This is a genomic window from Arthrobacter sp. StoSoilA2, from assembly GCF_019977195.1.
GTDB lineage: Bacteria > Actinomycetota > Actinomycetes > Actinomycetales > Micrococcaceae > Arthrobacter.
This window is the reverse complement of record NZ_AP024643.1, coordinates 2,214,804-2,240,454: the sequence shown is the minus strand read 5'-3', so window position 1 is coordinate 2,240,454 and position 25,651 is coordinate 2,214,804. Positions and strand designations below refer to the sequence as shown.

Below are 25,651 nucleotides of genomic sequence, written 5' to 3'. Positions count from 1 at the left end.
CCTGGCGAGTGAACGAAAACCGTACGAGAACTGGGCGAACTTTAGCCTCATGTGACCGTTCTGCAGACCACCGCCGCTACGAACGAGCTCGCTTGCTTTGAACTCAAGCAATTCATCCGGCACGAATCGAGGTGTTGTCCGGCTCACCCATGGCCAGCGGTCAGCTTCATCGCCCGGCACGGTAGTCGTCGGCAGGAACTCTGGATATTACGTCACTTCGACGACCGCGTAGCAGTCTCTCGTCTCAGCAGAGATAAACACGTTCTCCTGGCTTTATGCTTAGCCCCCCTTTGCCGGGCTTCCGAAATACCATTCGCTGCGCCAGGGGTCCAGCGCCTGGCCATTATACTCGGACTTCAGCCACAAGGTCCACGTTTCATCACGAACGTCAACCAGAAGCTGCTCAACGAGTGCCAGCGCAGAATTCTTGTCCAAGTCACCGGAAGCAGGCGTTTGGCACGAAGCCAGGCGCAGGCATACTCCAGTATTCCCGCCGCGCCAGCAGCCGGAGGCCGACCGTTCCAGGAAGCGGGACCGGCGTCCAGGCCAACGGCTCAACATGCCCAGCCATGAAACCGCTGTCACTACACCCTCTTAGAGCGAGTCAAGCACGGCACTGTCGATTGACTCGATTCGCTCGTGGGTCGACCTCAACCCTGCATCGCCGGCCACTTGAGCGGATGCTGCGGCGACAGCAAGATCGATCGGCTTCAACTTCATTGGCCCTTGTCCGGACGCTCCCAGGCAATACCCCGCGACGAACGCGTCACCGGCCGCAACAGCTACCCGCGCCTCAGCGACCGGACAACTCGTGAGCATTATCGCGTGATCGCAACGGTGGACAATCCCGCGCACCCCTAGGGATACGACGGGCTCGTCGACGCCGTGTGACGCCATCCAACGCAGCCCGGCCATCGCTCGTGACAAGAGTGGGTCATCGACTCGCACACCAGGAATCGCGCCCGCCTCATGCTCATTTGGCTTTGCCATCGCCACGACACCCGTGCGTACAGCCTCGACAAGGGCAGCCCCCTGCCCGTCGACAACGACAGAGCCGCCAGCGGCCACGACAGAGTGTGCCATGCGAGCCCATGTGTCAACGTCCAGACCGTCTGGGATCGCGCCGCTCAAGACCACGATATCGCCAGGACTCACGTCGCGAAGCAGCCTTGAAAGCAGCCGATCAACTACTTCCGACGAGACTGGGCCGAGTCGCGGTCCGCTCGCGTGCCCCGCCATCGCGCCCAAAGCTTCACTCGTAAGCGTGAGGTTATCTCGTGTCAGGCCCGGAACAGCAAAAGTGTCGACGTGAACGCCGTCAGCGGCCGCCGCTTCTCGGAACCTCCCCTCGTCGAGATCACCGACCAGGGAGTACGCGTGCGCTTCCGCTCCGAGGGTCCTGACGAAGCGCGCCACATTCATTCCCTTGCCTGCAGCGTGAACACGCCACGACATCACCCGACCAACCTCACCAGGATCGATGCGGTCAACATGTACCTCGTGGTCAAATCCTGGGCTAAGGGTTACCGTGCGGATCACGCGCTGGCCGCTGCGAGCCACGTCTCGAGGTACGCTGCGACACCGTCATCGTGATGGCGCGCGGTGGTGACCGTCGCCGCGTCCAGCACAGCCTGTTTGCCGTTCGCGACCGCGATGGAAGTTCCCACGGCGGCGAAGGCCGGGATGTCATTGTAGTTGTCGCCGAAAAAGTAGCAGTCGCTCTTGTCATAACCAAGCTCTTCTGCCGCAGCCTCGACACCAAGTCCTTTCGAACAAGTCGAGTTGGCGATCTCGAGGTAGGTGTCTTTCGAACGGTACGTTACGACACCGGGCTCTGTGCTAAGGAGCGCCTCGATCCCATCTACCAGCGACTGCTCACCCATGCACATGACCTTGTGCGGCGGATGTGCATCCACCCGACCAGAGGAGATGTATTTCTTCGACGACATCGAGTGCGGCGAAACCCCCGTGTTGTTGATTTCACGAGCGGTCCACGGATCATCGCCCCAGACGTGCCAATCCTCACCAGCGAAGAAGCTTGCGTGCAGGTCAACGCCTGAGCAGTATTCGGCGATCCTCCGAGCGTGCTCCGGTGCGATGGCGATATCGTGCACAGCTTTGCCCGAGCGGGACAGCACGAGTCCGCCATTGTAGGCAATCAACGGCTCGTCGGCACCGTCGTACAGCCGCTCGAGGATCCGCATCGACTCCGGCATGCGCGAAGAACAGAGCACGAAAGAGTGCCCTGCGGCCCGGATGGCCCTGACAGCGCGGATAGTGCGCAGAGATAGTGTTCGGTCTGGGTTGAGCAATGTGCCGTCGATGTCTGTGCAGAACATGGCCATGTCTTGGGTCTCCTCGTGAGGTGTGAACGATCAGGTCAGGTGTGGGGCAGAAACGGGCAACCGGGTCCGATCGTCGACGATCGGTTCCCGCAGCACAAGCCCCTCGACGTTGCAGTCACGCAGGTCGGTGCCGCGTAGGTCGGGAGACTCGAAGGTGGCGTTTCGCAGGTCCGCGGCGCGCAAGTCAACATCGCGCAGGTCCGCGTCTATTAGCCGGCCTCCCCGCAAGCTGGCGGCCCGCAGATCCGTCCCTCGAAGAATGACGGCGCTGCCACAGCAATCCGATAGGTCGGCGCGGCGCATGTCCGCTCGTTCCAAAACTGCTCGGTCAAGCAGCGCTCGTGGAAGCCGGATGTCCACGAAGGAGGAGTCCATGATCCGAGCTTCGGTGAAGTCGGCATCCGAGCCAGCCAGGCGCGAGAGGTTTGCACCCGTCCAGTCCACGTTCCTCGCCTTGAGCGCGTCCACAGTCGCACCGTGCAGGTTGAGGCCGGCGGCACAAGAACCGCTCAGATCTGCCCTCGATAGGTTTGCTTTGCGGAGGTCTGCGCGTGTGAGGTCGGTCGAAGTGAGATCGCCACCGCTAAGATCGCGTGCGGCGAGGATGATCCCGGCAAGGCTCCTGCCAGGGATACGGATCTCAGTCAAGTCAGCGGCGGCGATGAGCGTCTGGACGAACCGCTGCTCCTCAGCCAGTCGGCGCTCACGTTCCGCATCGGCCCGGCCGACCACCGCCTCGACATACAGAACGGCCACACCAAGCAGCGCGCCGACGCCGAGATTGATTCCTAGATCGGAGTATTTGTTGCCTTCGCTTGGACCTAGAACCCACATTATGATTCCGACGCTAAAGATTACAGCGATAAGGACAAGCGCGGGCAGGCTCGTCGATTGGAGCCTGGACCAGAGACGCCTCATGCAGTTGCTGCCTCGGCCTCGACTGAATCCCGGATCAGGGCCGCTCGATCTTCCTCTCCGTTGGCGTCGAGCTCGATCGCGATTACCTCCAGGAGTTCGTTGCTCGCAAGACCACGTGCGTCAGCTGCTGAGGTGAACCACTCAAGAGCCCGCAGGAGGTCCCCGGTTCTCAATGCGATCTCCCCAAGCACGATCTCAGTCTCGCGGATGCCCTGCGCGTAGCCAATTGATCGATGCCCATGCAAAGCACGCTCGGCGGCCGCGTTCGCTTCCGAGAAGGATTTTTCATCCTTGGCGAGAGTCATGAGGAAGGTCGCCTTGTACTGCCAACCGATCGCCTGGGATCGAGCAGAACCGACCTGAGTGCTCCACGAGATTACGCGCTCGATGTGGTCGAGCGCCTCCTTCGCTTTGCCCGCCCGACGAAGGGTCTTCGCGTAGGGTACAAGAAAGCGGTGACTCGCAACGCGGCCGTCAACGGTGTCGATAGCCTGCCGGTAAAGGCTCTCCGCCACGGCGAGGTCGCCGGATACACGAGACAGCTTCGCCTTATTCCGAAGCGCCCGAGCCCGCAGGGGGCCGGGCGCGAGGTCTGCGCGCATGGCAAACGCTTCATCAACGTGTGTGACGTACTGGATCCGATGATTCTCAGCGATGGCTGGTGCGATTCCCGCCTGTCGTTCGTACTGGCGGCCGTGTAATTCGGCCAAATCACATAGCACTTCACATAGAGCTTCGGTGTCGTCGAGGGCCTCTGCGAGTCGGCGACTCTCTTCATAGGCGACGAGGGCCTGGTCTATCTCACCCTCGAACAGGAGCACATCGCCCAGCAAGTCAAGCGCAACAGTCCTGATCGAGGAGGGATTGGCCGCACCGGTCAGCTGCGCAAGCAAACGTCCAGCCTTTGCAACCTCGCTCGCACTTATGTACGCGTTGACGAGCTCGAGCTGAATCGAAGCCCTCGAGTCGTCCCCGTCGAACACGACTCCATCCGATGACTCCAGCGCTTTTCCAAATAGCGCCGCTGCCTCAGCGGAAGCTCCCGTGGCTTGCGCGTTGCGGGCCGCCCTAATCAGGTACGGGAAAGCATCTGCGTACTTGGCGGCCAGATACAAGTGCTCTCCGATCAAGGCGTCCCAGTCCTCGTTGGAGCTCGCCCGCAGATTGGAGATGACGCCGGCAACCTGGGCGTGCAAACGACGCTTCCGCAGTCCACTTAGCTGTCCGTAGAGCACGTCACGGATCTTGCCATGTGAGAATTCGAAGGACTCGTCACTCGACTGCAGCTCACGAATTAAGTCCACGTCGAGGAACTTCTCCATGTCACGCAGGAGTTCGTCCTCGCCTGCCTCCATCAAGCCGTGAAGAACCGCAAAAGCAAACCGTCGTCCGACGACTGCGGCTAGTTCGAGTTCGTGCCTCTCTTCGACGTCGAGCAGGTTCAATCGAGAGGCAATAACCTCTTCCACGGAGTCAGGGATGTCCCAGGACCCAATGTCCCCATCGAACAACCAGACATCGTCGACTTGACTCAGCGAAACCCGACCGGACCTTGGGTCGGGAGAGCAGAGCATTCGGATCAGCTCACGGGTAAAGAGCGGATTTCCCTCAGTCTCTTCGTAAAGCTTCATGGTGACCGTCTCCGGTAGTTTAGCGGGACCGCCGAGTAATGATTCCACGAGCGACCCGAAGCCCACGACGTCGAACCCCCGGATCTCGTGATTCTGGTAGATGCCTTCCATACGTCGTGCCGAAGCGATGACAGGACGGACGGGGTGCGTGGGTTCCGCTACCCGGTCGGAGCGAAATGCCCCGAGGATGACGACGGGACCTTCATTGAGGCGCGAGACCAAGCAGATCAGCGCGTCAGCGCTCCCAACGTCCAAGTGTTCGAGGTCATCGATGAACAGTAGCCTCGGCGGAGATCCGGTTTTGCGGTAGTCACCCATGATCACGTTAGTGAAAGTGGCAACGATGGCTTCTCTTCGGCTCGCTGGATCAGCAGAAATTGATTCGCTCACGGCCGCCATCTCGACCTCGGACGAACCGGATCCGAACTGCTCGGCGACTAGTTCTCCCACGGGCCGGCCCCCCGCCATCTGCCGTACGAGTTCTCGCACCGGGAAATAGCTCATCCCCTCGTGGAAAGGTTCGCATGCCGTGCGGACGCAGTCGTAGCCCAGTTGTTCCGCTGCCTCCAACACCGCTTCGGCAAGTGCCGACTTTCCCGCCCCGCTAACCCCGCTGAGCATGATCACCGCTCCCGCGGGACTGGTTTCTCGTCTGCTCACGCGTTCGAGAGTCCTGCTGATCTGCGCCAACTCCGCGTCTCGGCCGTACAAGCCGCCTACAATATTGCGATTCACCGACACCCCAAATATGCCCACATCGCACCGGTTAGGCGATAGTGGGTTCATGCTATGGGCGGCTCAGGCGGAGGTCAAGGACTCGCGTTGACTCTTCAAAGAGCTGCCCTCGTGGCGGCGGGTCCACCTGCGGTCATGTCCGCCGCTTGATGGGTGTCAACCATGGACCTTGGGAGACGAAAGGTCCACGCCGGGTGCAGTCCATGTCATGTGCCGACATCGTCGGTGGTCGCCCCCGCCGGTTCCAACCAACGCATGCGAATCAAGCCTTGACGCTTTCGCGAAATGGATACTTGCCATGATAGGCGGTGGCTTCAGAGTCCGGCGCCACCTAGTCCAACATCTCTGGAGGCGCATACGAGAACCTAGCCAAAGCCAGTAAAGAAGTCTGGCTGAAAACCGTGGCTGCGCTAGTGGGTGGACTCTGGGTCGTTTGCTATGCCGCTTTCAGCCGGTCCAGGGATGAGTCATCATCAGCTTCTTGGAGGAACGGAAGTTGGCGCGGGCGCCGCCGCAACAAACGTGCCCAGCCGATGGAACTCAGTCCCCGCTGAATCACCTCAGGGCCTGCCCGGACTGCCGCGGCGCTGTTGGACGCACAGCCGCTTCATCCAAGGCTGTACATCGGTATGGCGTCTGAATAATTTGTCCCATGCTGGTGGTTGAGAAGCTTCACGACGCGAGGCTCAGAGGCATCATGCTCCGAGGTGTAATCCGGGTTGCACCCCGGCCAGCCCTCCCCGACGACCTCGATCTTCACACAATCCCAAGCCACGCCGGGCGGGAAGTAACGTAAGTAGATCGTCATGGCCGTAGTACAGCTGTCTCCAAGGTCGAGCTCCAGGCACAAGACGTAGTCCGTTGCCTGGGGCACTCCCCTGGCAGGGCTGGAGCTGTGAAAGCGGAACCCAGGGTACTTGGCCAAATACTCGTTGGCGCTGAAGCAATCTCCTGGAATGCTGTGGGAGCACCACTTTCCCTTCAGCACTGCAGGCATCCCTGGGACTGAGCGCGACGATTTCGCCTTTTCCGCCCGTGCCTTGATGGCACTGACGGACGGAGTAAACCGGAGCTGCCGCACATCATCGTTCAATGCGGAGTCGCCGATAGCAGAGAAGATCTTGAGGCTGATGCCAGCCGTGCCGATCCCCAATCCGATGAGCCCGAATTTGGACAGGATCTTCTGTGCGTACACGGTGATCCATCCGGCCGACAAGTGCGGGTAGCGGTCGGCCAGGAGTGTCCTGACTCCCCGGTGGACCGCGTCCTTGGCCTGATCGGTGCTCAGGCAGGCGAGGGCCTTACGGTATGCGTCCACTGCGGTGCCGCTTGCCCCAATCGTCAATAGTTCGTGGCCGCACCCCATCAGGGCCATGGTCGAGGCGATCGCGGTGATGGGGCTGTCCCCGCCGGCAAGCCCGCCGATCTGGCTCCATATCGTGGCCGCTGCGGTATAGAACCAGCCTGTCTCCACCTGAATCAGGGGTTTGCCGCTATTGCCGTAGTAGAGCTCCTCCAATGCCGTCCGGTTGAAACCGAAGTGCATCTCGCCGAACGGCTGGACCAAGTATTGGCGCTTGTCGAAAGGGTTCTTGGGGAGCTCCGCCGCCGCTGCCATCGTCGCCAGATCCGTCGGTCCGGCCTGCCAAAGGTCACTCCAAGCCCAGGCAGGGTCGATGGCCACTGTGACTTTCGCGGCAGTGTCCCGGTTCATCTTTAGCTTGGCCACCAGGATGTCGCTGTTGTTGGCGTCCTTGCCCCCGCACCACAGGATTGGTGAGTTGATGTCATCGAAGAACTGCGGGTCGGCCCAGGTCGGCACCGGTTGCTCGCAGCTGACCCCGCTCGTTGCAGCGTTGCCCGTCACTTGGCCCAGGGCGTTGAAGAGATAGTCGAAGAATCCGTACTGCGAGAAGTGCGAGACCTTCGCGGTTGCGGTCATGCGGTCCTCGGAGAGCTCCGTGGGAATTGGCTCCCAGGTCTTGGCGTTCTCATTCCAATGGGCGGCAACGACGACGTGGTCCTGTGCCACTGGGGTCTCCAGAGTCATCCTGACCGAGGCACCGGCATCAGGGAACGATCCGCCGTCCATCTCGTAAGCTGACAGGCCGACGAGCGTGGCTGCCGACGGCTGAGCCATCAACTGTTCTTCAGTAGGAGTTTTGGCCGTGACCTGAGCTCGAAGTCCTGAGCCTTCCGGGAATTCCACGGTGGTGGACCAGCCTGGACCCAGCGCGACGGAGCCCTCAGCAGATGATGCGGGCCGGGCCCACGGCTGCCACACCAAAACTGCTGCTACAACTGCCGCCACCACGGCCAATGTCACAAACACGAGTCTGGCTTTCACCGAATCCCCCATTCCACTTCAGGACTCCATATCTACCACCCGGGTTCAGGCAGCGGCTCATCATTCGCGTTCCGTTACGCAACGCTCAGCCGCGCCGAGGAGCCCTGGGCCGGGCGGAGCCATGAGCAGCCGCGGTGCCTTGTTCTCGGGGTTTTCACCGGAAAGGTGTTACACGGTGCGGCGCAATGTAGTCCGGTCATCGGCGGAGAACTCCCCAGATCCGGGCAACGCATCCGACGGCCAGACGGCCGCCGTCCCTCCGTCGATCTGGTCTGAAAGCCATGCCATTCAAGAAACATGGATCGCGTTTTCGCAGGTCAGAAGCAGCCGGGAACTTTTCGAGTCAAGCGTGTCATTTGTATTGATCCGCTACCCGAACGACACAACCACCCCCGACGCCCCGCACATTGGCGAACCCTCCATGTCTCCAGCCCCGACCCCGCAACGCTTGTCGTCGGCGGTTTTCAGCGCTTTTCGCCGGTCGCTACGAGTCAGCGATGCCGTAAAGATCCCGTTGCAGCATACTGTGGGGCCAAGGGTAGCTGCTTCTTTTGACTGGCGCAGCAGATCTAACGTCCCTTCGCCCGTCCCGTATGAAGGGGCCTATGGTCCGGTACGGGACAGAATGCTCTGGCGATTCCCAGTATGAGAGTGCCGATGGCAGGCCTTTGCGGTCTGTGATTTACGGTCTTTGATTAGCCGCCGGAACGGGCATCTCAGGGGACCGACCGGTTAGTCAACATGAGTCGAACTGCTGCGTCGTTATATTCAAAAGAGGACCCAGGGCGGATAGGGCCTATTGGGTCGCCGGCAAAAGAGGAGCATCGCGGCCCGCATCCGTGACCTTGTTTGCGGCGCTCCCCCATCAGTTCCTTTTCGCAACTCGGCACTCTCGCTACTGTGACAAAAGGTCGCAGCAACCACCGTCACAGGCCTTGCCGTACATCCACTGGCAGCTGAGCTGAGGCGGTGAATCATGGCGCCGTGGCGTTGATTCCTCATGAAGTGACAGGGCCGGACCGATCGCATGGCCCGATCACGACAAGGAACGACGACAATGAATGCTCTCACCATCAAAGACCCCGCCGACCTGCTCAGCTTCGTCGGCCATACCCTCGGCTTCTGGCCACAAGAAAGCCTCGTCTGCATCACCCTCGACAAAGACAAAGTTGGCGCCACCCTCCGCATCGACCTCCCTAAACAATCAGGCCACGAGATCCACTTCGCCCGCACCGTCGCCAGCTACCTCACCTCGGACGAACGAGCGACAAGCATAATCTTCGCCCTCTACACCACCCAGGACCCTGAGCCAGGCGAACCCCGGCCACACCGGGCCACGATCGCCGCCCTCACCGGAGTCCTCGCACAGGAAGGCATCACCATCCGCGACGGCATCTACGTCAACGACACCACCTACTCCCCCTACGACACCCAACCAGGCCAGTCAGTAGCCTCACCTATAGGCACCACCGAATACTCCCAAGTCAACGCCGAATTCATCTACTGCGGCAGCACCATCGAACCCACCAACAGAATCACCCTGCCGCCGGCCACCCACCAGCATGAGCACGCCGCCGCCGTCGAACACCACACGAAAACCATCCTCAGTCGACACCCAGCCGCAGCCACCCAAGACGCCCACAGACTCTGGACAACAATGCTCGAGACCAAGGATTACCCCACCGATGAAGACATCCTGACCCTCATCGCCTACTACCAATTCCCCCACATCCGCGACCGACTCATGGCTGACATCCCCGGCATCGACGAACCACCCGAACACATCCTCTTCGCACAAACCGATGCCGCCCCGAGTTGGTCACGGATCGAGTGGGCCAAACAACTCCTCACCCACGCCTACACAATGACCAGCCCCGAACACGCAGCACCCATCCTCACCACCATCGGCTACATCCACTGGTGGGAAGGCAGAGGTTCCAAAGCACACCAATACCTCCAACTCGCCCTCGACACCGACCCCGGCTACCGCTTCGCAAGACTCAGCGACCAAATGCTCGGAGCCGGCATCATCGCAGGCTGGAACACCAACCGAGACACCGCCTACAAAACCCACCTCGACATGCCCTAACCCAGACCATTGCGAAAGCAGCAGACGCCGAGAAACGGAGGCACGGCCAGGCGGATCTTCGGAACAGGGCTGCCTCCACCCCTTGCCGTCGAGTGCCTTGAATCCAAGTATCGGTTGACGGAACGCCGACCATCAGCCAGCGAGTCCGTGCGCTATTAACCTCTGAGCGGAACTTGAGAGCGGGGGATCACTTCGGTTGTATGCAGAATAAAGCCTTGCGCGGGCATGCGTCCCTGCGAAAGACTCGGCGAACGCATGCTGAATTTGATGGAAATTTGGATGGCGGGATACCGCGGAAAACGAAGGCAACGGTGCTTCGTGTCCGGTGGCGGCAAGGATGCAGCCTCAGGGATCCATCAGACCGAAAGGACCGCAATGGCAGGAATGTTCGAACTCTTTATGGACCCGCAGTCAGCATTCAGGTTCCGGCTCACAGCACCCGACGGGACCGTTATGGCAGTCTCCAAGCCCTTCGACACCAAGACCGACGCCGTTGCCGGCATCGCCGCTGTCCGCGAGTACGCCGGCATGGGGCTGATTACCGACTGCTGCACAACATCGACAAATGCCGCAGTGCCATCAGCCTGGAGCGATACGGGTAGCAAAACTGAGGATTCTCCGCGCATGCCAAAGACCGACTTCCACGGACGCGCCAGGGCGGTCCGCCGGGCCGTTTCCGGCCCCCGCTGGGCCGGGGCAATCCACAACCTTTCCTGAGTCCGGGGAGGGCTCCCTTCCCTCTTAGCGCGCTTTAAATAAGGTCAGCTAGCGGACGCCGAGCTCCTCGCAATGGCTTGAGATGTCGGTTTAGGGTCTGAGACGTTAGTTGCGGAACGTCATGAATTTGGCTTTTGGATCCTCACCTGACGCTTGCCATGATTCCCTCTGACGTCAGGTTGGGGTGTAACTCCAACCGACGACGCATTAGCGTGACTAGGAAAATCAAGAGATACGATCCAGAGAGATTCAGCGCTCCTACGATGGCAAGGAGGCATTCAATGCGATTCAGCCAAGAAAGTGCGCGGCGGCCTAATAGGCCCCGGTGGGCATTGAAGGAGATTCCCCATAAAAAGCGGAGGTGGTGGGAACAGGAGCCGCCGTGGTGGGTGCAGGACATACTCGTTGCGTTCCTCCTCGGTGTTATCCTCCTCCTCGGCCAGTCGTGGCTTGACGACGCCCGTTCTGACCGCGAATTGAAGGCTGCTGTGACCACCGCAGATGAGGCCGATAGGCGTGAGAATCTGCGCTTCGTTAGGGAACGGTCAACGTTGCTGGCGGTCGAAAGACCTTTTCACTCAATGGACTTGGCCGATCAGAATCTGTCAGGTCTTCAGATGTCTGGCGCGGACCTTGCAAGTGCAAGGCTCACCTCTGCGCGACTCGACGGCGCCAACCTTGAGAACGCCGTTCTCACTGAGGCCGATCTTCGAGACGCAAACCTAACTAACGCTGTCTTTAGTAACGCAAACCTCACAGGCGCAAATCTAGCCGGTGCAAGGTTTGAGGGCATCGATCTCTCCGGGGCTGACCTGACATCCATAAGGGGCCTTTCGGGGGCCTATCTGAGCAGTTTTGCGACACAAAAGACAGTTAATCTAACCGGAGCGCGACTCAGGAGCACTTCCCTTGAAGGGGCTAATTTCTCGTACACGAACCTGACGAATGCCGATCTCGCGGAGGCGAGGCTTTACGACGCCTTATTCATCGGAGCCAATCTCAGAGGGGCGAAGCTCACGAACGCCTGGCTCGGCGGTGCCGACATTACCGGCGCAGACCTTCAAGATGCGGATCTCAGCGGTGCGCATATCGCATCAATTAGAAATTTTGGAAGATGGTGTTACAACTCCGCGACGTTATGGCCTGATGGGTTTAGGCCTCCTGCCAGCCGCTGCCAAGTTAACTAGGAGGCCGCGTCCTGCCGGCCACTGCCGTTGGCACGACTGCTAGGCCCTTCGTCATGCCCCGATCCTCCTAGCGGCTGTGGTACCTGCCCCCGAAATGCCACGGTGAGGCGAGTTCTTCATCTACTTCTACTCTTCCCACTCAAACCCCGAACCTGATTTTTCAGCTGCGGGATTGCGGCTGGGCGTCGGTTGACGCCGTCCCGAAGCTCCAGCTGCCGCAAATAATGCGTCTAATCGTGGGACCCACCCACGTGAACACCAGGCAGAAACGTCCGTCCGCACCCCATTTTTCTGCCTATGCTCTCATGGGTCATGAGCAATCATCAGCCCGGGCGCCGAGTCACGTACGCAAATCCTTGACACCATCCAGTATGGTCAAAGTTCAAAGAAGCTGCCCCTTATCCCAGCGCAATTCTGCACTGCCATTCGCTTCACACCTCTGGCATCCAAGGCCAACTGCGGTGGGAGCTCACGAGAAATCATGATGGCTCTGGCCACTGTGCTTATGAACAGTTGTGAAGAAGAGAGCTTCCGAAGCGACAGCGGCCGAATGTCAGCCTCTGATTGACCGGCTCACCACGGAACTGAGGTCACAGTCCTCCGAGCTCGAGCGCCTCCACGCGACCTACGCAGAACTCGAAACCAGAAACAGCCTCCTCCACAATGAAGTCCTCCGTCTTAAGCGTGCCCAACGAACGAACGTCCAGGACCTCGCTCACGTGGCTGCTGCGCTGGTCCACCTATCACGCGCCAAGGGAATCGCCCTCGACTCCGCCAGCGTAAGCATCCTCCGCCGTCGAGGTTGGTTGCCCGGCAAGCCGCAAGCAAGAGCCAGCCGGCCATGACCATGTCAATCGCCAGGCTGTCCGTGCAGTCGGGTCTCAAGTACCTCTTCAAGTCCACGATGCTGGACGACCAATCACCGGCACCAAGCGACACCATCAGCTACTACGTCAAAACCGGAACACCACAAGGTCGATGGATAGGCAGCGGTCTCGAGGGGATCGACCGCGCAAAGGGTGACGTGGTGACAGAATCAGATGCAGAGGCCCTCTTCCAAAACGCCGAACACCCTGACACGACAACACCCCTTGGCCGCCCATATGGCGAAGCCACCATTGCCCAGAAGCCCCAGGGACAAACCCAGGCCAGGCACGCCGTCGCCGGCTTTGACCTGACGTTCAGCGTCCCCAAGTCCGTCTCCGCACTTTGGGCCCTTAGCCCACGGCAGCTCCAGGAGGACATCCTCAAGACCCACCACCAAGCCGTCGAAGCAACACTGAACTGGCTAGAAGACCTCGTCATCAACACTCGCGCTGGCCGTAACGGTGTCGCCCACCTCGGCACCCATGGAGTCATTGCAGCGGCCTTCGACCACTGGGAGTCCCGAGCGGGCGATCCACAGCTCCACACGCACGTCGTCATTGCCAACCGCGTCCAGCGCATCACCGACAATGCCTGGGCCACCCTGGATTCTCGGAGCCTGTACAAGGCAGTAGTTGCAGCGAGCGAGCACTACAACGGATTGCTCTTCGACGCCCTCGGCCAAAACCTCGGCACCGAAGCCGACATCCGCTCCCCCGCCCTCAACACACACCATCCGAGCCAGCAACTCACCGGCGTAGACGATGACCTCATACGCGAGTTCTCCAATCGATCACGACTCATCGATATCGAAACCGACCGTCTGGTGCACGCGTGGGGCACGGAACACCGCTCGCCGCCGAGTGCTACAACCATCGTCAAGCTCCGACAGCAGGCAACACTCTCAACGCGCAACGCCAAGGAGGGCGCCCCGTCTCCCCTGCACGAACTTTCCGCCCGATGGCGCAACCGATCTAAACTCAAGGGTTTTGAGCCCGAAACCGTCGTAGCCTCCACCATCCAGCGGTCGAAACACCATCCGTTCCACACCCGTGACTTCACGACTGTCTGGATCGTCGCCGTCGGGCTTGTCACCAGGCAGCGGGTGGCCGCAAAGCGCTCCACATGGAATCGCTGGAACCTGATAGCAGAAGCAGAACGCGTTTGCGCCGAGATTCGCTGCGCCTCCGCTGAAGACCGCAACGCCATGATCGACGCCGTCGCAACGTCGGCCGAACAGCACTCCGTGCCGATCAACGAGTACCGCTACAGCCTCCCTGCCAGCGCGGGTGATGACCTGCGGTACACAGACCGTATGGTCTTCGAGTTCCACGGTTCACGGCTCTACACCGATGAAGCCACGCTCGCCTTCGAGGATCAAATTCTTGCGGCAAGGAACGACGACGGCGGGCCGGCGGTGAGTGCGCACGTCGCCATGGAATCACTCGCTTCATACACAACAAACGGCGCCCTTGAGCTGCATGAGGATCAGAGAGCGGCCGCGGCCGAAGTCCTGTTGAGTGCACACCGGCTCGATGCTTTGGTGGGGCCGGCCGGGACAGGTAAGACCACGACACTCGGTGCCATCAAGACTGCTTGGGAAGCGGAATTCGGAGCAGGCAGCGTTGTCGGTCTGGCACCTGCGGCTGCGAGCGCAGAGGTTCTTGGTTCGGGGCTTGGCATGGTCGCTGAGAATGTTTCGAAGTGGCTCTTCGAGTCTGTTGGCAGTGGGGCGAGCCATCGGGCCGCTGCCTACTTCGAAGCGCAGTCGCGGATCGGATCGGTCGTGGGTTCGCGGGGCGCCTTTGCTGCTGTGCTCGAACAACGGATTGCCCGACTGGCGGCAGAGCAAATTCAGTGGTTGTTCAAGCCTCATCAGCTGGTCATCGTTGATGAGGCGTCGATGGTGTCGACGCAGCAGCTAGCGGGAATCGTTCGGCAGGCTCAGGACTGTGATGCGAAGGTTCTGTTGGTCGGAGATCCTGGGCAGCTGGATTCTATCGATGCCGGTGGTGTTCTTGGTTGGCTGGATCGGCAAGGGAAAGCTGCCCGTTTGAGCTCCATATGGCGGTTTCGAAACGAGTGGGAGCGTTCGGCGTCGTTGGGCTTGCGCGACGGTGACGCGACCGTACTGGGCGAGTACGAGCGGCGCGGGCGGATCAGCCACGGCAGATACCTCGACATGGTCGATCAAGCTTATTCCTCGTGGCATGCCGATGTGCTTGCAGGGCAAAGATCTGTGTTGATTGCACCCGACAATGAGACTGTCCAGATGCTCAACGAACGGGCCCAAGCTGACAGGGTGATCCAAGGAGTTGTTGACGCTGAACACACTCTGGCGCTCAGAGACGGTCTACGTGCGGGCAGTGGCGACATCATCATCGCGCGGCGCAACGACAGGAGGCTTCAGGATAGCCAAGGCGCTTTCGTTCGAAACGGCACACTGTTGGAAGTGCTCGATATCAATGCACGTGAAGGGTCCCTGAGGGCCCGCAACAGGGTCACAGGTGCAATCGTCCATCTCGGTTGCTCTTTTCTGCAGTCGTCCATGGAACTGGGCTATGCCACCACCGCCCACCGTTCCCAGGGCATCACCGCTGATACCGCCCACACGGTCGTGACTCCGGGTCGCCTCACCCGCGAACTTCTTTACGTGAGCATGACCCGGGGCCGAGACTCCAACACCGCGTACGTCAGTGAAAACGACCCGGACGAAGACGAAATCCTAGACCCCGCCACCCAAACGGATTGGCGAGGAATCCTCGCACAAGTCTTGGCCGCAGAAGGGGCAGAGCGAACTGCACACGAAGTTCGCGCCTTTGAAATGGCGCACGCGGACAGTCTCGAGAGACTATCTCGGGAGTATGACTACCTGGCCCAGATAGCTGCCGGCGCTGATCTGACACGGGCTATTGAAGACGTGTCCGCCGGAGAATCAAACGCATTTCTGACTTCTCCTGCTTGGGGAGCTGCAGTTGCCACGTGGAGACGGGCTATCGGCGTCAATCGGGCAGGCGCTCGCCGCATCTTGACCGGGGCCATTCAAACGGACAGCACTGCCCAGGATCCGGCGGCAATCGTCCACTCCCGACTTCGCAGGTTCATTAAGGAAATGCCACAGGTCGCGATTGATCCGCTCACCGAGAATCTCACCACACCAAGGCAGGACCTCAAGTCAGCGCTCAACCAGGTGCGCCAGAGAACCTACAACAGGATCGAATTCGTCGGGCGAACCGCCCTGCTGGACGAGCCCTCATGGACAGCGGCCTTGTTTGAGAAGCTAGGCTCCAACCCAGATCCGCTTGAGGCGGCGATACTGGTTCGCGAGGTAGCTGTTTACCGGGATCGGTGGAATGTCGGCAACTCTCCCCTACCCCTGGGTACAGCCCCATCGGAGTATGAGTGGGAGCAGCTTTCACAGTGGAACGAGCTTCACCGCAGTCTGGCTCGTGTCGCAAGGCTAGAGGCAATAGGCGCTGATACCGGCCCCGTCAACACACCGGAGCCCGCAGGCCTTATCAACGCTGGTTGGCAGCTTTAAACTGAACCAGAGGCCCGAATGCAAAGTAACCCAACCGTCAAGCCCAGAGTTGGAACACCCGCTCTTGTTGTCGTGAGCGCGGTGACGTTGGTCCTCGCCGTCGTGGCGGTGGCACTTGCTTCTGCAGGTCCCGGCAACGGCTGGTTCTTTGCAGGAGTGGCGGTTTTGGGTCTCGTCACCTTGTTGTATTCGGCCCTGCGCTTCCGCAACCAACGAGTCTGGCAGAACGCAACAGATGCTCAATGGGAGCAACTCGAAAACGTCAAGAGCAGCAGCGGGACCACTACCGAGATCACTGTCCTCAGCGTTGATGCCCTGCAGCCAACGGGCTCTTGGATCACCATCCTGTGGAATCGGTTCGACTTCACGCAGCCTGCTTGGATCGAAGCACTTCCCGAACCAATCTGGCCCGGCTCCGTTCTCCTCATCAGACCGGACCCAGACCAAGTGCGGCCAGGATCTCCATGGCCGGCGACGTATCTCATCAGAGGTAGCCAGATCCTCGCGTGGGCGCCGCAGCTGTAGGCCAGAAGGCGTTCACTGGGAGCCGCGGCACCGTTTCAAGATATCCAACTCGAGGCCGTTGCCTACAGGGGCATCCCTCGCCATGTTTCGGCGTCTACCCGCTTAACCCGACCTGCGGAAACCATTGGACGTGATAGACCCGCAGGTCATCCACCCACTCGATGAGCCCATACGATCCCGTGTACTTGATAGCCCGGCCGTAGATCATCGAACAATGACTAGAACATGTATTCGAATGGATACACCGGAGCAGGAAAAAGCCCACGCTGCGAACAGGCAGCGTTGGCTTGAGCCTGGAGAGCGCGGATCACATCGTCATGTCATTCCGCGGCCCGCCTAAAGGGGACGCCACCACCGGATTCTTCGTCGTCACGTTGTAAACCGGCCAGCCCGTCGCAGTTGTCGCCTCCGGCCCGGCGGCCTCCACCGCCGCTTCCGGCTCGGACACGGCGCGTGCAGACCGCTGGTAAGTGGCAGTCCCGAACCGGAGATCCGGCCCAATCGTGTCAGCAATGATTCGCCGAGCCTCGCGCCGCTCACCGTCTTTGTCGTAGGCGCGGAATTCAAGCTCTCCCGACACGGTCACAGGGTCGCCCTTCTTGAGTGATGCGGTGGCGTTCTCCGCAAGCATTCGGAACGCGGACACATTGTGAAAGACTGGTTCGCCATCCCTCCAGGTGCCATCTGGGTTCTGGATCCGTTGGTTCACGGCAACCCGCAGCTTCGCATGCGGTGTGCCGGATTCGCCGATAGTCAGCTCAGGGTCGGCCACGAGATTTCCCGCGATGCTGATGGGAATCTTTTTATTCACAGTCATTACCTTTCCTTGTCGACGGGCTTCTCCCATCGGACAACTTTTGCTCAGGGCCCGGCCAGCTCAGGACCGCCCATCGAAGGGCCAGGACCCGGGACGCCGGCGTACGTGGAAGAAGCCGTCACGGTTCGGCCCGTATCAACAGCCGCGAGCTTCCCTCCAAACCCGGGCGGGTCCGACACTGCAAGAATTCCCTTGGTAGCAGCTGTCACGCGTCCAAGGACAGACTTGGCGATGTCGACGCGAGAGGTCACCGCCCGACCCTCCAGCGTCACCCGCTTCATGTCCCGTTCTGCGGTAATCACAGCATCTGCCCACCCAGCTAAGTAGGTTGCCGATTGTGGCCCTCGATCGATACCGTGAGCCCTGAGGACCGTGTAGGCGACCGACTCGGCTTCCACTTCGGCCAACCCCCTATGGTTTGCGCTGCTGCCGTAAAGCCGACCAACACTGTCGTCCGGTCCGTGCAACAGGACGTGACCGAGTTCGTGGGCAAGCACGGCCACCTGCTCTTCGGTGTTCATCCAAAGGCCAATTTGGATTCGACGAGCGTCGAAGTCGGTGTAGCCACTCGTATAGCCGTACTGGACACCCGAGACATCAACCCTGAAGCCGTTTTCCTTCGCTACTTCACAGAGGGATCGCCACAGATCGTCCAGATTCGCCCCAGACTGAGCACCGGGTCGCGGTACCAGGAGAGGCGTTCCCTCCGTTTGGGTGACATCAAAGACTGCCTGTCCACGCCAACCGGTGATGACGTTCTTTTTGCCGCTGCTGACCGCATCCGTAGGTACAGCCTGGCTCACCGGCAGAAGCTTTCGCTGACCGTCCGCCAGCGTCAGTTCCTGCATTGCTGCTGTCCGCGGTGCGATGATCCACAGCGCGTGTTCGCCCCTCAGTACCGTCCGTCCGTGGCGCGCCCACTCCTTATACCCGGCCACAAGCGTGGGTTCTTCAGTTCCCCGTTGAGCCATCTGCAGCATCAAGAGAGCCACGTTGCCGCCCGAATAGCGCCATAGCGTCGCTGAAGCGTCCAGTAGAACCTGCCAGCGGGCGGGCGAGTCAATCGCCTGCTCCAGGGCGGAGTGAAGCCCCTCCGTAAGGTTGGCGATGCGATCCTCCGCGGACATTCGAACGGCAGAGGAGCCAGCGTCAGCCCCGCGGGAGTCATGTGAATCATGTGCAGCGGCCACGACAGCCATCCTTCATACTTCTGAATCAGCCCCAAAAAGGGGATCACTTCTCCATGTCCGGCATGTGTGTGAACGCCATGACGAAGCTCAACTGCGTTTCTGGTGGGCACTCAGCTTCCATTCGTCGAAAGCAGCATCGGCTGTGACCGCACGCGGGCTCGGTTCCTTATGGCTTAGCAGTCCAACGCACCCTGCGGTTCGGGTATGCGTCCGGAGACGTTCGACGGCGTGTGGCAGCCTTTCGTGGAAGGCCAGCGGGCCAAATCCCGAGTCGTCTGATGTGAAGGAAGCCATTTCTGCGCGCTGAAGTGCATAGAGCTCGGCAACTATCTCCGAATGCCGCCACCAACAGTCAGGCACAACTGAGGTCGTCAGCTGGTAGGTCGCCACAAACCAGCGCACCCAATCGAGCAGGCTCTGCCACACAACCTCCGCCTGCGCCGACGACATGTCGCGCCATCGATGCGTGACACCGACATTGCGTGGTGCGGACTGGAAGGAGGACCTGAACAACTCCGCTGTCAGTTCGTCGTCCAGGTCCGTCACGCGGCCAACTTCGAAATCGGAACCATCTGCTTGGGTACTCACTGCTCAACCTCGTGGTTCGCTGCTTGCCGATTGAGGTGACCGGCGGCCAACTCTCGCTCCGTCTCCATCTTCGAGCGGCCCAGCTCGGAACCGTCCTTCCGTTTGTGCCAGTCACGCAGGTCCAAGAGGATTGGGCGCGTGCGCCGTCCAAGCATGAGCGCCGTGCCAACCGGAAGACGCCTGATCTCGTCAAGCCTGATCACCGGGCTTTCCCGAATCTGCTCGCCGTCTTGTCGCCCCTGAGCAGACCAAGAGCGAGTGTTCACAATGAGGCTGCGCTCGCCGAGTAGCCCCGCCAGCGAGCGCAGATCACGCTCATCGGAGCCACCGCCGAAGATCACTTTGATAATCGCGGAATCCCAGATCGTCGCCGCCTCCTCAACAGACCAGCCGCTCCGAGCCTGAGACAGCGACTGGAGGACTACCAGGGTCGAGATACCAATGCCGCCACCGTCGGAGAGCACCACCGGAAGTCCAGGCCACGGCGAAAGGTTGGCTATCTCATCCAGGATCAGAGAGAGCGGTGGATCCAGCCGGCCCCCGGCAGATACAAAGGCCATATCGCGGGCAGCATTGTCTATGTCATCAATCAGAGCCGAAAGGTACGATCCAGCAGCTGCAGCTCCGGATCGGGTGCCAATCAAGTAGAGAGTCCCACGCTGTCGGATGAAGCTCTTTGGATCAAATGCCTCCGCCTCATCTTGTGGATCCAGTGCCGCCAAAACCCGAGGGGACGACAATGGTGCCACGGCAGCCGAGACGCCAATCCATGAGTTAGATGTGTTGCGGGGATCGTCCTCAAGGATCCCCATGAGGTCTGCCTGCCAGCCGAGCGCCGCGCCAGGCTTACCTAGTATGTCCAGGGCTTCTCGAGCCAGCACGGGACTTGAGGACCACCGTCGGAAGGCACCAATTCCTTCTCCCGATAGTGCTGCCGCGTGGAGCAAGCACTGCAGGACGATCAGCGAGCGTTTCTGCCATGCCGCGTTCTCGCCTTTCATCTCCGTGTCCGCAGTGATGACCAGCGCCCGGCGAGTAGCAATGTCCGGGTCAGCGCACCCCCGTACAGGTGACCATCGCAGAGTCGACGGCAGCCCCGACATTCCTTGCGGATCAAAAACAGTCACGGGTCTCCCCTGCGACATCCTGGCCCTCATCGTGACCACCAAGTTGTCGGCGCGCGTCGACGTCGTGACCACGGCCCCAGGAGCATCCAGAATTGCATTGATCACCACGTACAGCCCCTTGCCGGACCGCGGTGCCCCCTGAATCACCATCGATTCCTCGGTCGAGACGTGGATGGTTACTCCCCGCGAGCGGCCGAGCGTCCATGAGACGTCGTGAATGCTGGGCTTACTCAGTCCAGGGCGCGTGTACTTACCCCGACGTCGGACAGCCCTCGACCCAAAATCGCGCACGATCTCTGCTCTGCCCGCTACGCCATCCCGACTTAGTATGTCCTGCCGCAGCCACGCCCCTGATTGCTTCCACATCCGCCACCCGACCACTCCAGCACCTGCGAGCGCAGCGATGAGTCCTAAGACACCGCCCACGATCCACCACACAGCAGCCAGGTTGACTGAGCACTCGGCTGAAATGCGTGAAATCCAGTCGGGACGTCCAGCCAACAATCCAACACCCGCCGCCGGATTCAATGACGAGCCCAGTCTGCCACCACACTGCGGTGGTGCAGCAATGGCGGACGCCGCCTGGACGAGAAGACAAAAGACCACGTAGCCTGCGACCACCCACAAGCCGACAGAGACCAAGGGATTCGTGGGTCCGGATCGTGTACTCACAGGTGCATCCGATCATCAGTACCGAAGACTTCCAGCTCATCTGTCGTGACCCTGTTAGCGACGATGAAGGACCGATTCCCCACCTTCCACAGACCAACACCCTTGGGAAGATTCTCAACATGCTCGCACTCCGCCTCCGTAAGGCCCAAGGCTTCCTTGGTCAGGCGCATGGCATCGTGCTTCTGCCGATAGATGATGCGGGTGTCGGCCTCCGTCAGTAGGCCGAGTGCCTTCTGCCGATGGCCGCTGGTGCTGTCGCCGATCTCGTTGAGGTCTGCCACCTTGTGCATGATCAGCAGGTTCGCGATCCCATAGGTGCGGGCGAGCCTCCACTGTTCGCTCATCTTTGCCAACAGGTACGGGTCGGCGAGCATCCTCCAACCCTCGTCGTACACCACAAGCCGCTTACCGCCGTCGGGGTTTGTTACTGCTGCCTCCAGCCAAGTGGCACTGCAAGCGGCAGCAAGCGACAACGCCTGCTCGGACGCGCCGATAAGCGCCGACGTGTCCATCACCATCATTGGCGCGTCGGCGTCGAACGCAACGGTAGAGGGCGCATCGAACATCCCTTCCAAGTCGCCCGAAACTGTCCGCCTCAACGAGTGACTGACCGCAATTCCCCCTTCCTTGCCCACAAGTGTCAAAGTTTCCGGCGACGGGTTCATCAGGTGGTCCAGCACCATGGGCAACGTCGGCGTCGAGTTCTCCGCAGTCGTCTCCAACAACGCCATGTCTAGGGCCGTGTGCTCCACCGGGTGCAGTGGAGTGCCTTGCCGCATGAGTGAGACGAGCGCGACCAGCAGTTGCCGGCGACGCTGTCGGACTACGGCGTGCCACTGAGAGTCGGTCAAAGAGCTAGGCCTGGGCCCTGCGTCCAATGGGTTCACACGAGCTGACCGTCCCGGCCCCACGGAGATGACTTTCCCGCCCACCGCGTTGGCTACTGCTACCCACTCGCCCTTGGGGTCGGACGCAACGGCTGCCTTCCTGCCCAGGGTTATGGAACGCGCAACCAGCGACTTCCCGCACATGGACTTGCCCGTACCCACCGTGCCGATCACGACGATAGACGGCCCGCTGATGATTCCTTTGTCGTAAAGGATCCACGGATCATAGGAGAATGCGCCGGAGCCAAAAATGTCAGTGCCGATGTAGGTGCCCTCGTGGCCCAGACCGGATTCGGTGATGAAGGGATACGCCGCGGCGAAGGTCAGCGTCGACGCACGGTGCGGTGCCGGCCTCAACCGATGCGGACCCCATAGTGACTGCGGTTCCCTACTCCCCCAATCACCGACAAGGCGCTCGCGATAACCGCGCCGCTCCAACGCTTCGTCGATCCGCCCGCTGAGTTTGCGCTTCTGTGGCATTGACCCAGCGTTTGCCGCTTTTCGGAGACTCTTGCGTTCGGCGCGAGTACCCGACGGCGTATGGGTCACCTCTTGGTTCTTGAGACTCATTTCAATCCCCTTCCCAGGGGCAGCCCGCCCGCAATGAAGGCTGCCCATTGCTGCCCCGCCAGCAATCGAAGTTCGACGAACGCGCCGGCTGCCGCGGACTCTAGTTCGTGACGGTGTCGGGCCAGGTCCTCCAAGGACGCTGCAGTGATGGTCACGAAGGCGGTCGGACGAACATCGCCATGACCGGCAACGATCTCCTCTTCCCGTTGCGACACTTCTTCCTCCTCGGCTCGCTGCTCCCGCGTCGTGGGCCGGTCGAACCGGGCATTGATCCTGCGGCGGGTTTCGTGGGCTTCCTGGGCCGATCGAATGTCCCTCAACGCCTCCAACGTCGGAACCGCTCGAATCACTTGGGTAACCGTGTGCCGGAAGTCGCCGACATAAACGAGCGGATGCAGGAATCCGGGATAGACCTTTTGCCTCGGCCATTCTGCAACCCAGAAGGTCTGGTGGAATCCAGAGTCAGTACGGAGGTAAGTCCAGTGCTCCTCTACGGCCATAGGGCTCGAACTGAGTCTCCGCTTCCCGGTCGGCTGGTCAGCCTGCGACTCGCTGTCGTTCTTCGCCGACCCTCGGGAGACAGTCTCAGGATCAAAGGAACCCCTGAACACTTGAAGCAGCCGGGACTCCGAAAGCCACTCGTCCACCCGCACTCCATGAGTTGCCAGGGATGTAGAGATTGCTTGTACCTCCAATCGCAGGACACGCTCGAGTCCATTTATGCCTCCCCCGGACTCTTTGATGCGCCTCCTTGATTTCGCTGTGTCCACAACAATGGACAACAAGACGTCGTGACTCATGGAGGATCCAGCAGCGGCTATCAAGTCCTGGTACGCCAACTCACCCCACGGATTGCCACCAGGATGGCCAGCGTTTTGCACGACGGTGTGGTCATAGAAATCCTGAAGGGCGGACGACGGATACGGAACCGTATAGTCCTGAACGGCGATTCTTGCTATGTCCGATCGCTGTGCCAGCCCGGCCTGCACACGTGACCAAGCCTGGGCTGCCCACGCTTTATCATCGTCGTCGAGGAGAGCGAATGATCGGGTCGTGCAACGCAGGACGACGGTCGCTTCCCTACCTTGAGGGTCGACGATAAAGCACTCTCCACGTCGGGTCATCTGGAGTTTAAGGCTGCCGAGACCACCAGGCAGCGCAAGCTTGCCCGCTTTCAGTGCCTTTTCGGGACGGGCGAGGTAACGGGTCTGCCCCAGGATCAGTCGAACGAAGAACAGCGTGATGAGGCTGAGCCAGATGGGATATGGTGTTCGAGCGTGTTGGAGCACTCCCATGAGCATGAGCAGCAGCCAGATGGGACTCATCGTCGTCAGTCCGACCGGACCTCCCGTTGCAGAGGCGATAATCGCCGTCAGGATGCCGAGGGCCAGCAGCACCAGCTGGTACCACTTCAGCCCCATGAAGATGCCACGGCGCTCGTATCGGGGAAATTTGACGGCCTCAAGGGCGCGCGTATCTTCAGTCATCGCGTTTCTCCGGAGGAAAGTGCCCCTCAGAAGCCTTGGGCCTGATGGGCGGCAATTGGGATGCGGGCAGCGCGCTGCCGGTACTTCGCACTTCGGGCTGCCGAGGGATCCTATGGCGGTTTGCCTTCGGCGGTCCGGCGGCCGGGTTCGGGCCTAGCGGCGAAGGTGTCGCAGACGACATTTGCTTACTCTGCTCGGTGGGGACCTCTCCGCTCACCACCTGCCTGGCCGCGCCTCCGCGGGCAGAGCTTGCTTCGTTAGATGCCGAAGCGTTTGCACCAGAGGTGAGTATCGGCGTCGTTCTCGTTAGGCTTCGAGGCAGGGGCACTGACGGTGGCAGAACGCGCGTGGGGATGTCTCTGCGACTTGAGGGAATTGGTCGGGCTAGTGACGATCTGGCCAGCATTGATGCAATCGTCATGCGGCCACCGAGTTGTCGACTGAACTGCCTGGAGGCAACGCTGCTGCTGCGAGCAAGAACGTGGCCGCCGCCGGCCGTTTGAGCCGCTGCTGCGAGTTCGCCGCCCGCGAAGCTCACCAGCCTCAGCGCCATCAAGGGTGCTCCGCAAGCAAGAGCCATGCCGACAGTTCCGGCTGCCAAGCCCGCAAAGGACCTCGAATCCGCGAAGAGTTTGATCGCCGCCGCCAGAACTGTCGCCGCTAGCGGTTTCGCTAGCAAGAGCGCCACGACGACTTCGCACCACCGTCCGGCCCAGGCCTTTGACTTCTCCCAGGGCATCATCATGAGGGCGACGGGTGCGACAGCTGCCAGGACGGCGAGGGCGAACGTCCTGAAGATCATGGAGCACATGAGAATGAACGCCAGTATCCACACGACGATGGCTGCCATTACTGTCACTACCGCGCCGCCGACAGCTCCGCCTTGATTGCCCGGCGCCAGGGAGATGACGTTCCATTCGCGCTCGGAGCCTTCGGGAGCTCGTTCGAAGCCGAAGAGCCGCATGAAAACGACATACGGATCGGTTCCCATCGATTCCAGCAGGGCCGCCGACGCCTCGTCGCTGACCTTGGTGAGCTGCCGAACCACGTAGACGGCCGCCGCAACTAACGGCACTGCCGCCGCTCCCCCGACGAGTGCCCTCAGCAGTCGGCGTGGTTGCTGGCTGATCAGACCGGACAAGAGTTGCAAGATCATCACAACCACCAGCGGAGTCATCATCACGATGACCCACCAGTTGGTCAGTCCACCGATGGCCGCCCACTGGGAATCGTCGACTTCGGAAACTCTGAAGGCCCCGGTGATGAACCCCCACATCCAGGAGGCGATGTTCTGAAGAACGTTGGCGAAGATTGACGTGATGGAACCTTGGATGCCGTCGTTGGCTTGGGAAACCAGGCCGCAACCAGGCGGCCACCAACCGTTGAGGTCACACTCGATAGGCATGATCGCAAG

At 60.6% G+C, this 25,651-nt stretch carries 18 protein-coding genes; 5 read left to right on the top strand and 13 right to left on the bottom strand.

The window, feature by feature from the left end:
* Window positions 1-594: 594 nt before the first annotated feature.
* The 5 genes from LDN82_RS10205 to LDN82_RS10185 all read right to left on the bottom strand — a co-directional run bounded on the left by LDN82_RS10205 (window position 595) and on the right by LDN82_RS10185 (window position 7,976).
* Window positions 595-1,539, bottom strand: a complete 945-nt coding sequence (locus tag LDN82_RS10205) for a PfkB family carbohydrate kinase (RefSeq protein WP_224167277.1) — start codon at window positions 1,537-1,539, stop codon at window positions 595-597.
* On the bottom strand, window positions 1,536-2,345 hold the full coding sequence (locus LDN82_RS10200; RefSeq protein WP_224167276.1) for a Cof-type HAD-IIB family hydrolase: 810 nt from the start codon (window positions 2,343-2,345) through the stop codon (window positions 1,536-1,538). Before LDN82_RS10200 ends, LDN82_RS10205 begins: the two co-directional genes overlap by 4 nt.
* A gap of 30 nt (window positions 2,346-2,375) precedes the next feature.
* Window positions 2,376-3,179, bottom strand: coding sequence for a pentapeptide repeat-containing protein (locus tag LDN82_RS10195; protein WP_224167275.1), 804 nt, complete (start codon window positions 3,177-3,179; stop codon window positions 2,376-2,378).
* 80 nt (window positions 3,180-3,259) lie between these two features.
* Entirely contained in the window at window positions 3,260-5,554 is a 2,295-nt protein-coding gene (locus LDN82_RS10190; RefSeq protein ID WP_263422294.1) for an AAA family ATPase, read from the bottom strand.
* Between the two features lie 682 nt (window positions 5,555-6,236).
* A complete protein-coding gene (locus LDN82_RS10185) occupies window positions 6,237-7,976 on the bottom strand; it encodes a hypothetical protein (RefSeq protein WP_224167273.1) in 1,740 nt (579 codons plus the stop codon).
* Window positions 7,977-9,033: 1,057 nt separating this feature from the next.
* On the opposite strand from LDN82_RS10185, the gene LDN82_RS10180 reads away from it, so the two are divergent.
* The 3 genes from LDN82_RS10180 to LDN82_RS10170 all read left to right on the top strand — a co-directional run bounded on the left by LDN82_RS10180 (window position 9,034) and on the right by LDN82_RS10170 (window position 11,969).
* Window positions 9,034-10,065, top strand: coding sequence for a DUF4192 domain-containing protein (locus LDN82_RS10180; protein WP_224167272.1), 1,032 nt, complete (start codon window positions 9,034-9,036; stop codon window positions 10,063-10,065).
* A 375-nt stretch (window positions 10,066-10,440) separates the two neighbouring features.
* Window positions 10,441-10,782: a DUF1508 domain-containing protein gene (locus LDN82_RS10175; protein WP_224167271.1), complete on the top strand. Its 342-nt coding sequence runs from the start codon at window positions 10,441-10,443 to the stop codon at window positions 10,780-10,782.
* 389 nt (window positions 10,783-11,171) lie between these two features.
* Window positions 11,172-11,969 (top strand): pentapeptide repeat-containing protein, encoded by a 798-nt coding sequence (locus LDN82_RS10170; RefSeq protein WP_224167270.1) that lies wholly within the window; start codon window positions 11,172-11,174, stop codon window positions 11,967-11,969.
* 590 nt (window positions 11,970-12,559) lie between these two features.
* On the opposite strand, the gene LDN82_RS10165 is transcribed toward LDN82_RS10170, so the two are convergent.
* Complete coding sequence (locus LDN82_RS10165) at window positions 12,560-12,709, bottom strand: hypothetical protein (protein WP_224167269.1); 150 nt, start codon at window positions 12,707-12,709, stop codon at window positions 12,560-12,562.
* Window positions 12,710-12,810: 101 nt separating this feature from the next.
* Between LDN82_RS10165 and mobF the strand changes: the two genes are divergently transcribed.
* Together mobF and LDN82_RS10155 are read left to right on the top strand one after the other, a co-directional pair.
* Entirely contained in the window at window positions 12,811-16,374 is a 3,564-nt protein-coding gene (gene mobF, locus LDN82_RS10160; protein WP_224167268.1) for a MobF family relaxase, read from the top strand.
* Window positions 16,375-16,392: 18 nt separating this feature from the next.
* On the top strand, window positions 16,393-16,899 hold the full coding sequence (locus tag LDN82_RS10155; RefSeq protein WP_224167267.1) for a hypothetical protein: 507 nt from the start codon (window positions 16,393-16,395) through the stop codon (window positions 16,897-16,899).
* Window positions 16,900-17,206: 307 nt separating this feature from the next.
* Here the strand turns inward: LDN82_RS10155 and LDN82_RS10150 are convergent, their stop codons facing one another.
* The 7 genes from LDN82_RS10150 to LDN82_RS10120 all read right to left on the bottom strand — a co-directional run bounded on the left by LDN82_RS10150 (window position 17,207) and on the right by LDN82_RS10120 (window position 25,642).
* Window positions 17,207-17,716, bottom strand: a complete 510-nt coding sequence (locus LDN82_RS10150; RefSeq protein ID WP_224167266.1) for a single-stranded DNA-binding protein — start codon at window positions 17,714-17,716, stop codon at window positions 17,207-17,209.
* 44 nt (window positions 17,717-17,760) lie between these two features.
* Window positions 17,761-18,906, bottom strand: a complete 1,146-nt coding sequence (locus LDN82_RS10145) for an ArdC-like ssDNA-binding domain-containing protein (RefSeq protein WP_224167265.1) — start codon at window positions 18,904-18,906, stop codon at window positions 17,761-17,763.
* A gap of 87 nt (window positions 18,907-18,993) precedes the next feature.
* Entirely contained in the window at window positions 18,994-19,494 is a 501-nt protein-coding gene (locus tag LDN82_RS10140; RefSeq protein ID WP_224167264.1) for a hypothetical protein, read from the bottom strand.
* A complete protein-coding gene (locus LDN82_RS10135; RefSeq protein WP_224167263.1) occupies window positions 19,491-21,293 on the bottom strand; it encodes a TraM recognition domain-containing protein in 1,803 nt (600 codons plus the stop codon). The genes LDN82_RS10140 and LDN82_RS10135 overlap by 4 nt, the downstream gene beginning before the upstream one ends.
* Complete coding sequence (locus LDN82_RS10130) at window positions 21,290-22,750, bottom strand: ATP-binding protein (protein WP_224167262.1); 1,461 nt, start codon at window positions 22,748-22,750, stop codon at window positions 21,290-21,292. Before LDN82_RS10130 ends, LDN82_RS10135 begins: the two co-directional genes overlap by 4 nt.
* Complete coding sequence (locus LDN82_RS10125; protein ID WP_224167261.1) at window positions 22,747-24,237, bottom strand: SCO6880 family protein; 1,491 nt, start codon at window positions 24,235-24,237, stop codon at window positions 22,747-22,749. The genes LDN82_RS10130 and LDN82_RS10125 overlap by 4 nt, the downstream gene beginning before the upstream one ends.
* A complete protein-coding gene (locus tag LDN82_RS10120; protein ID WP_224167260.1) occupies window positions 24,230-25,642 on the bottom strand; it encodes a type IV secretion system protein in 1,413 nt (470 codons plus the stop codon). The genes LDN82_RS10125 and LDN82_RS10120 overlap by 8 nt, the downstream gene beginning before the upstream one ends.
* Window positions 25,643-25,651 lie beyond the last annotated feature (9 nt).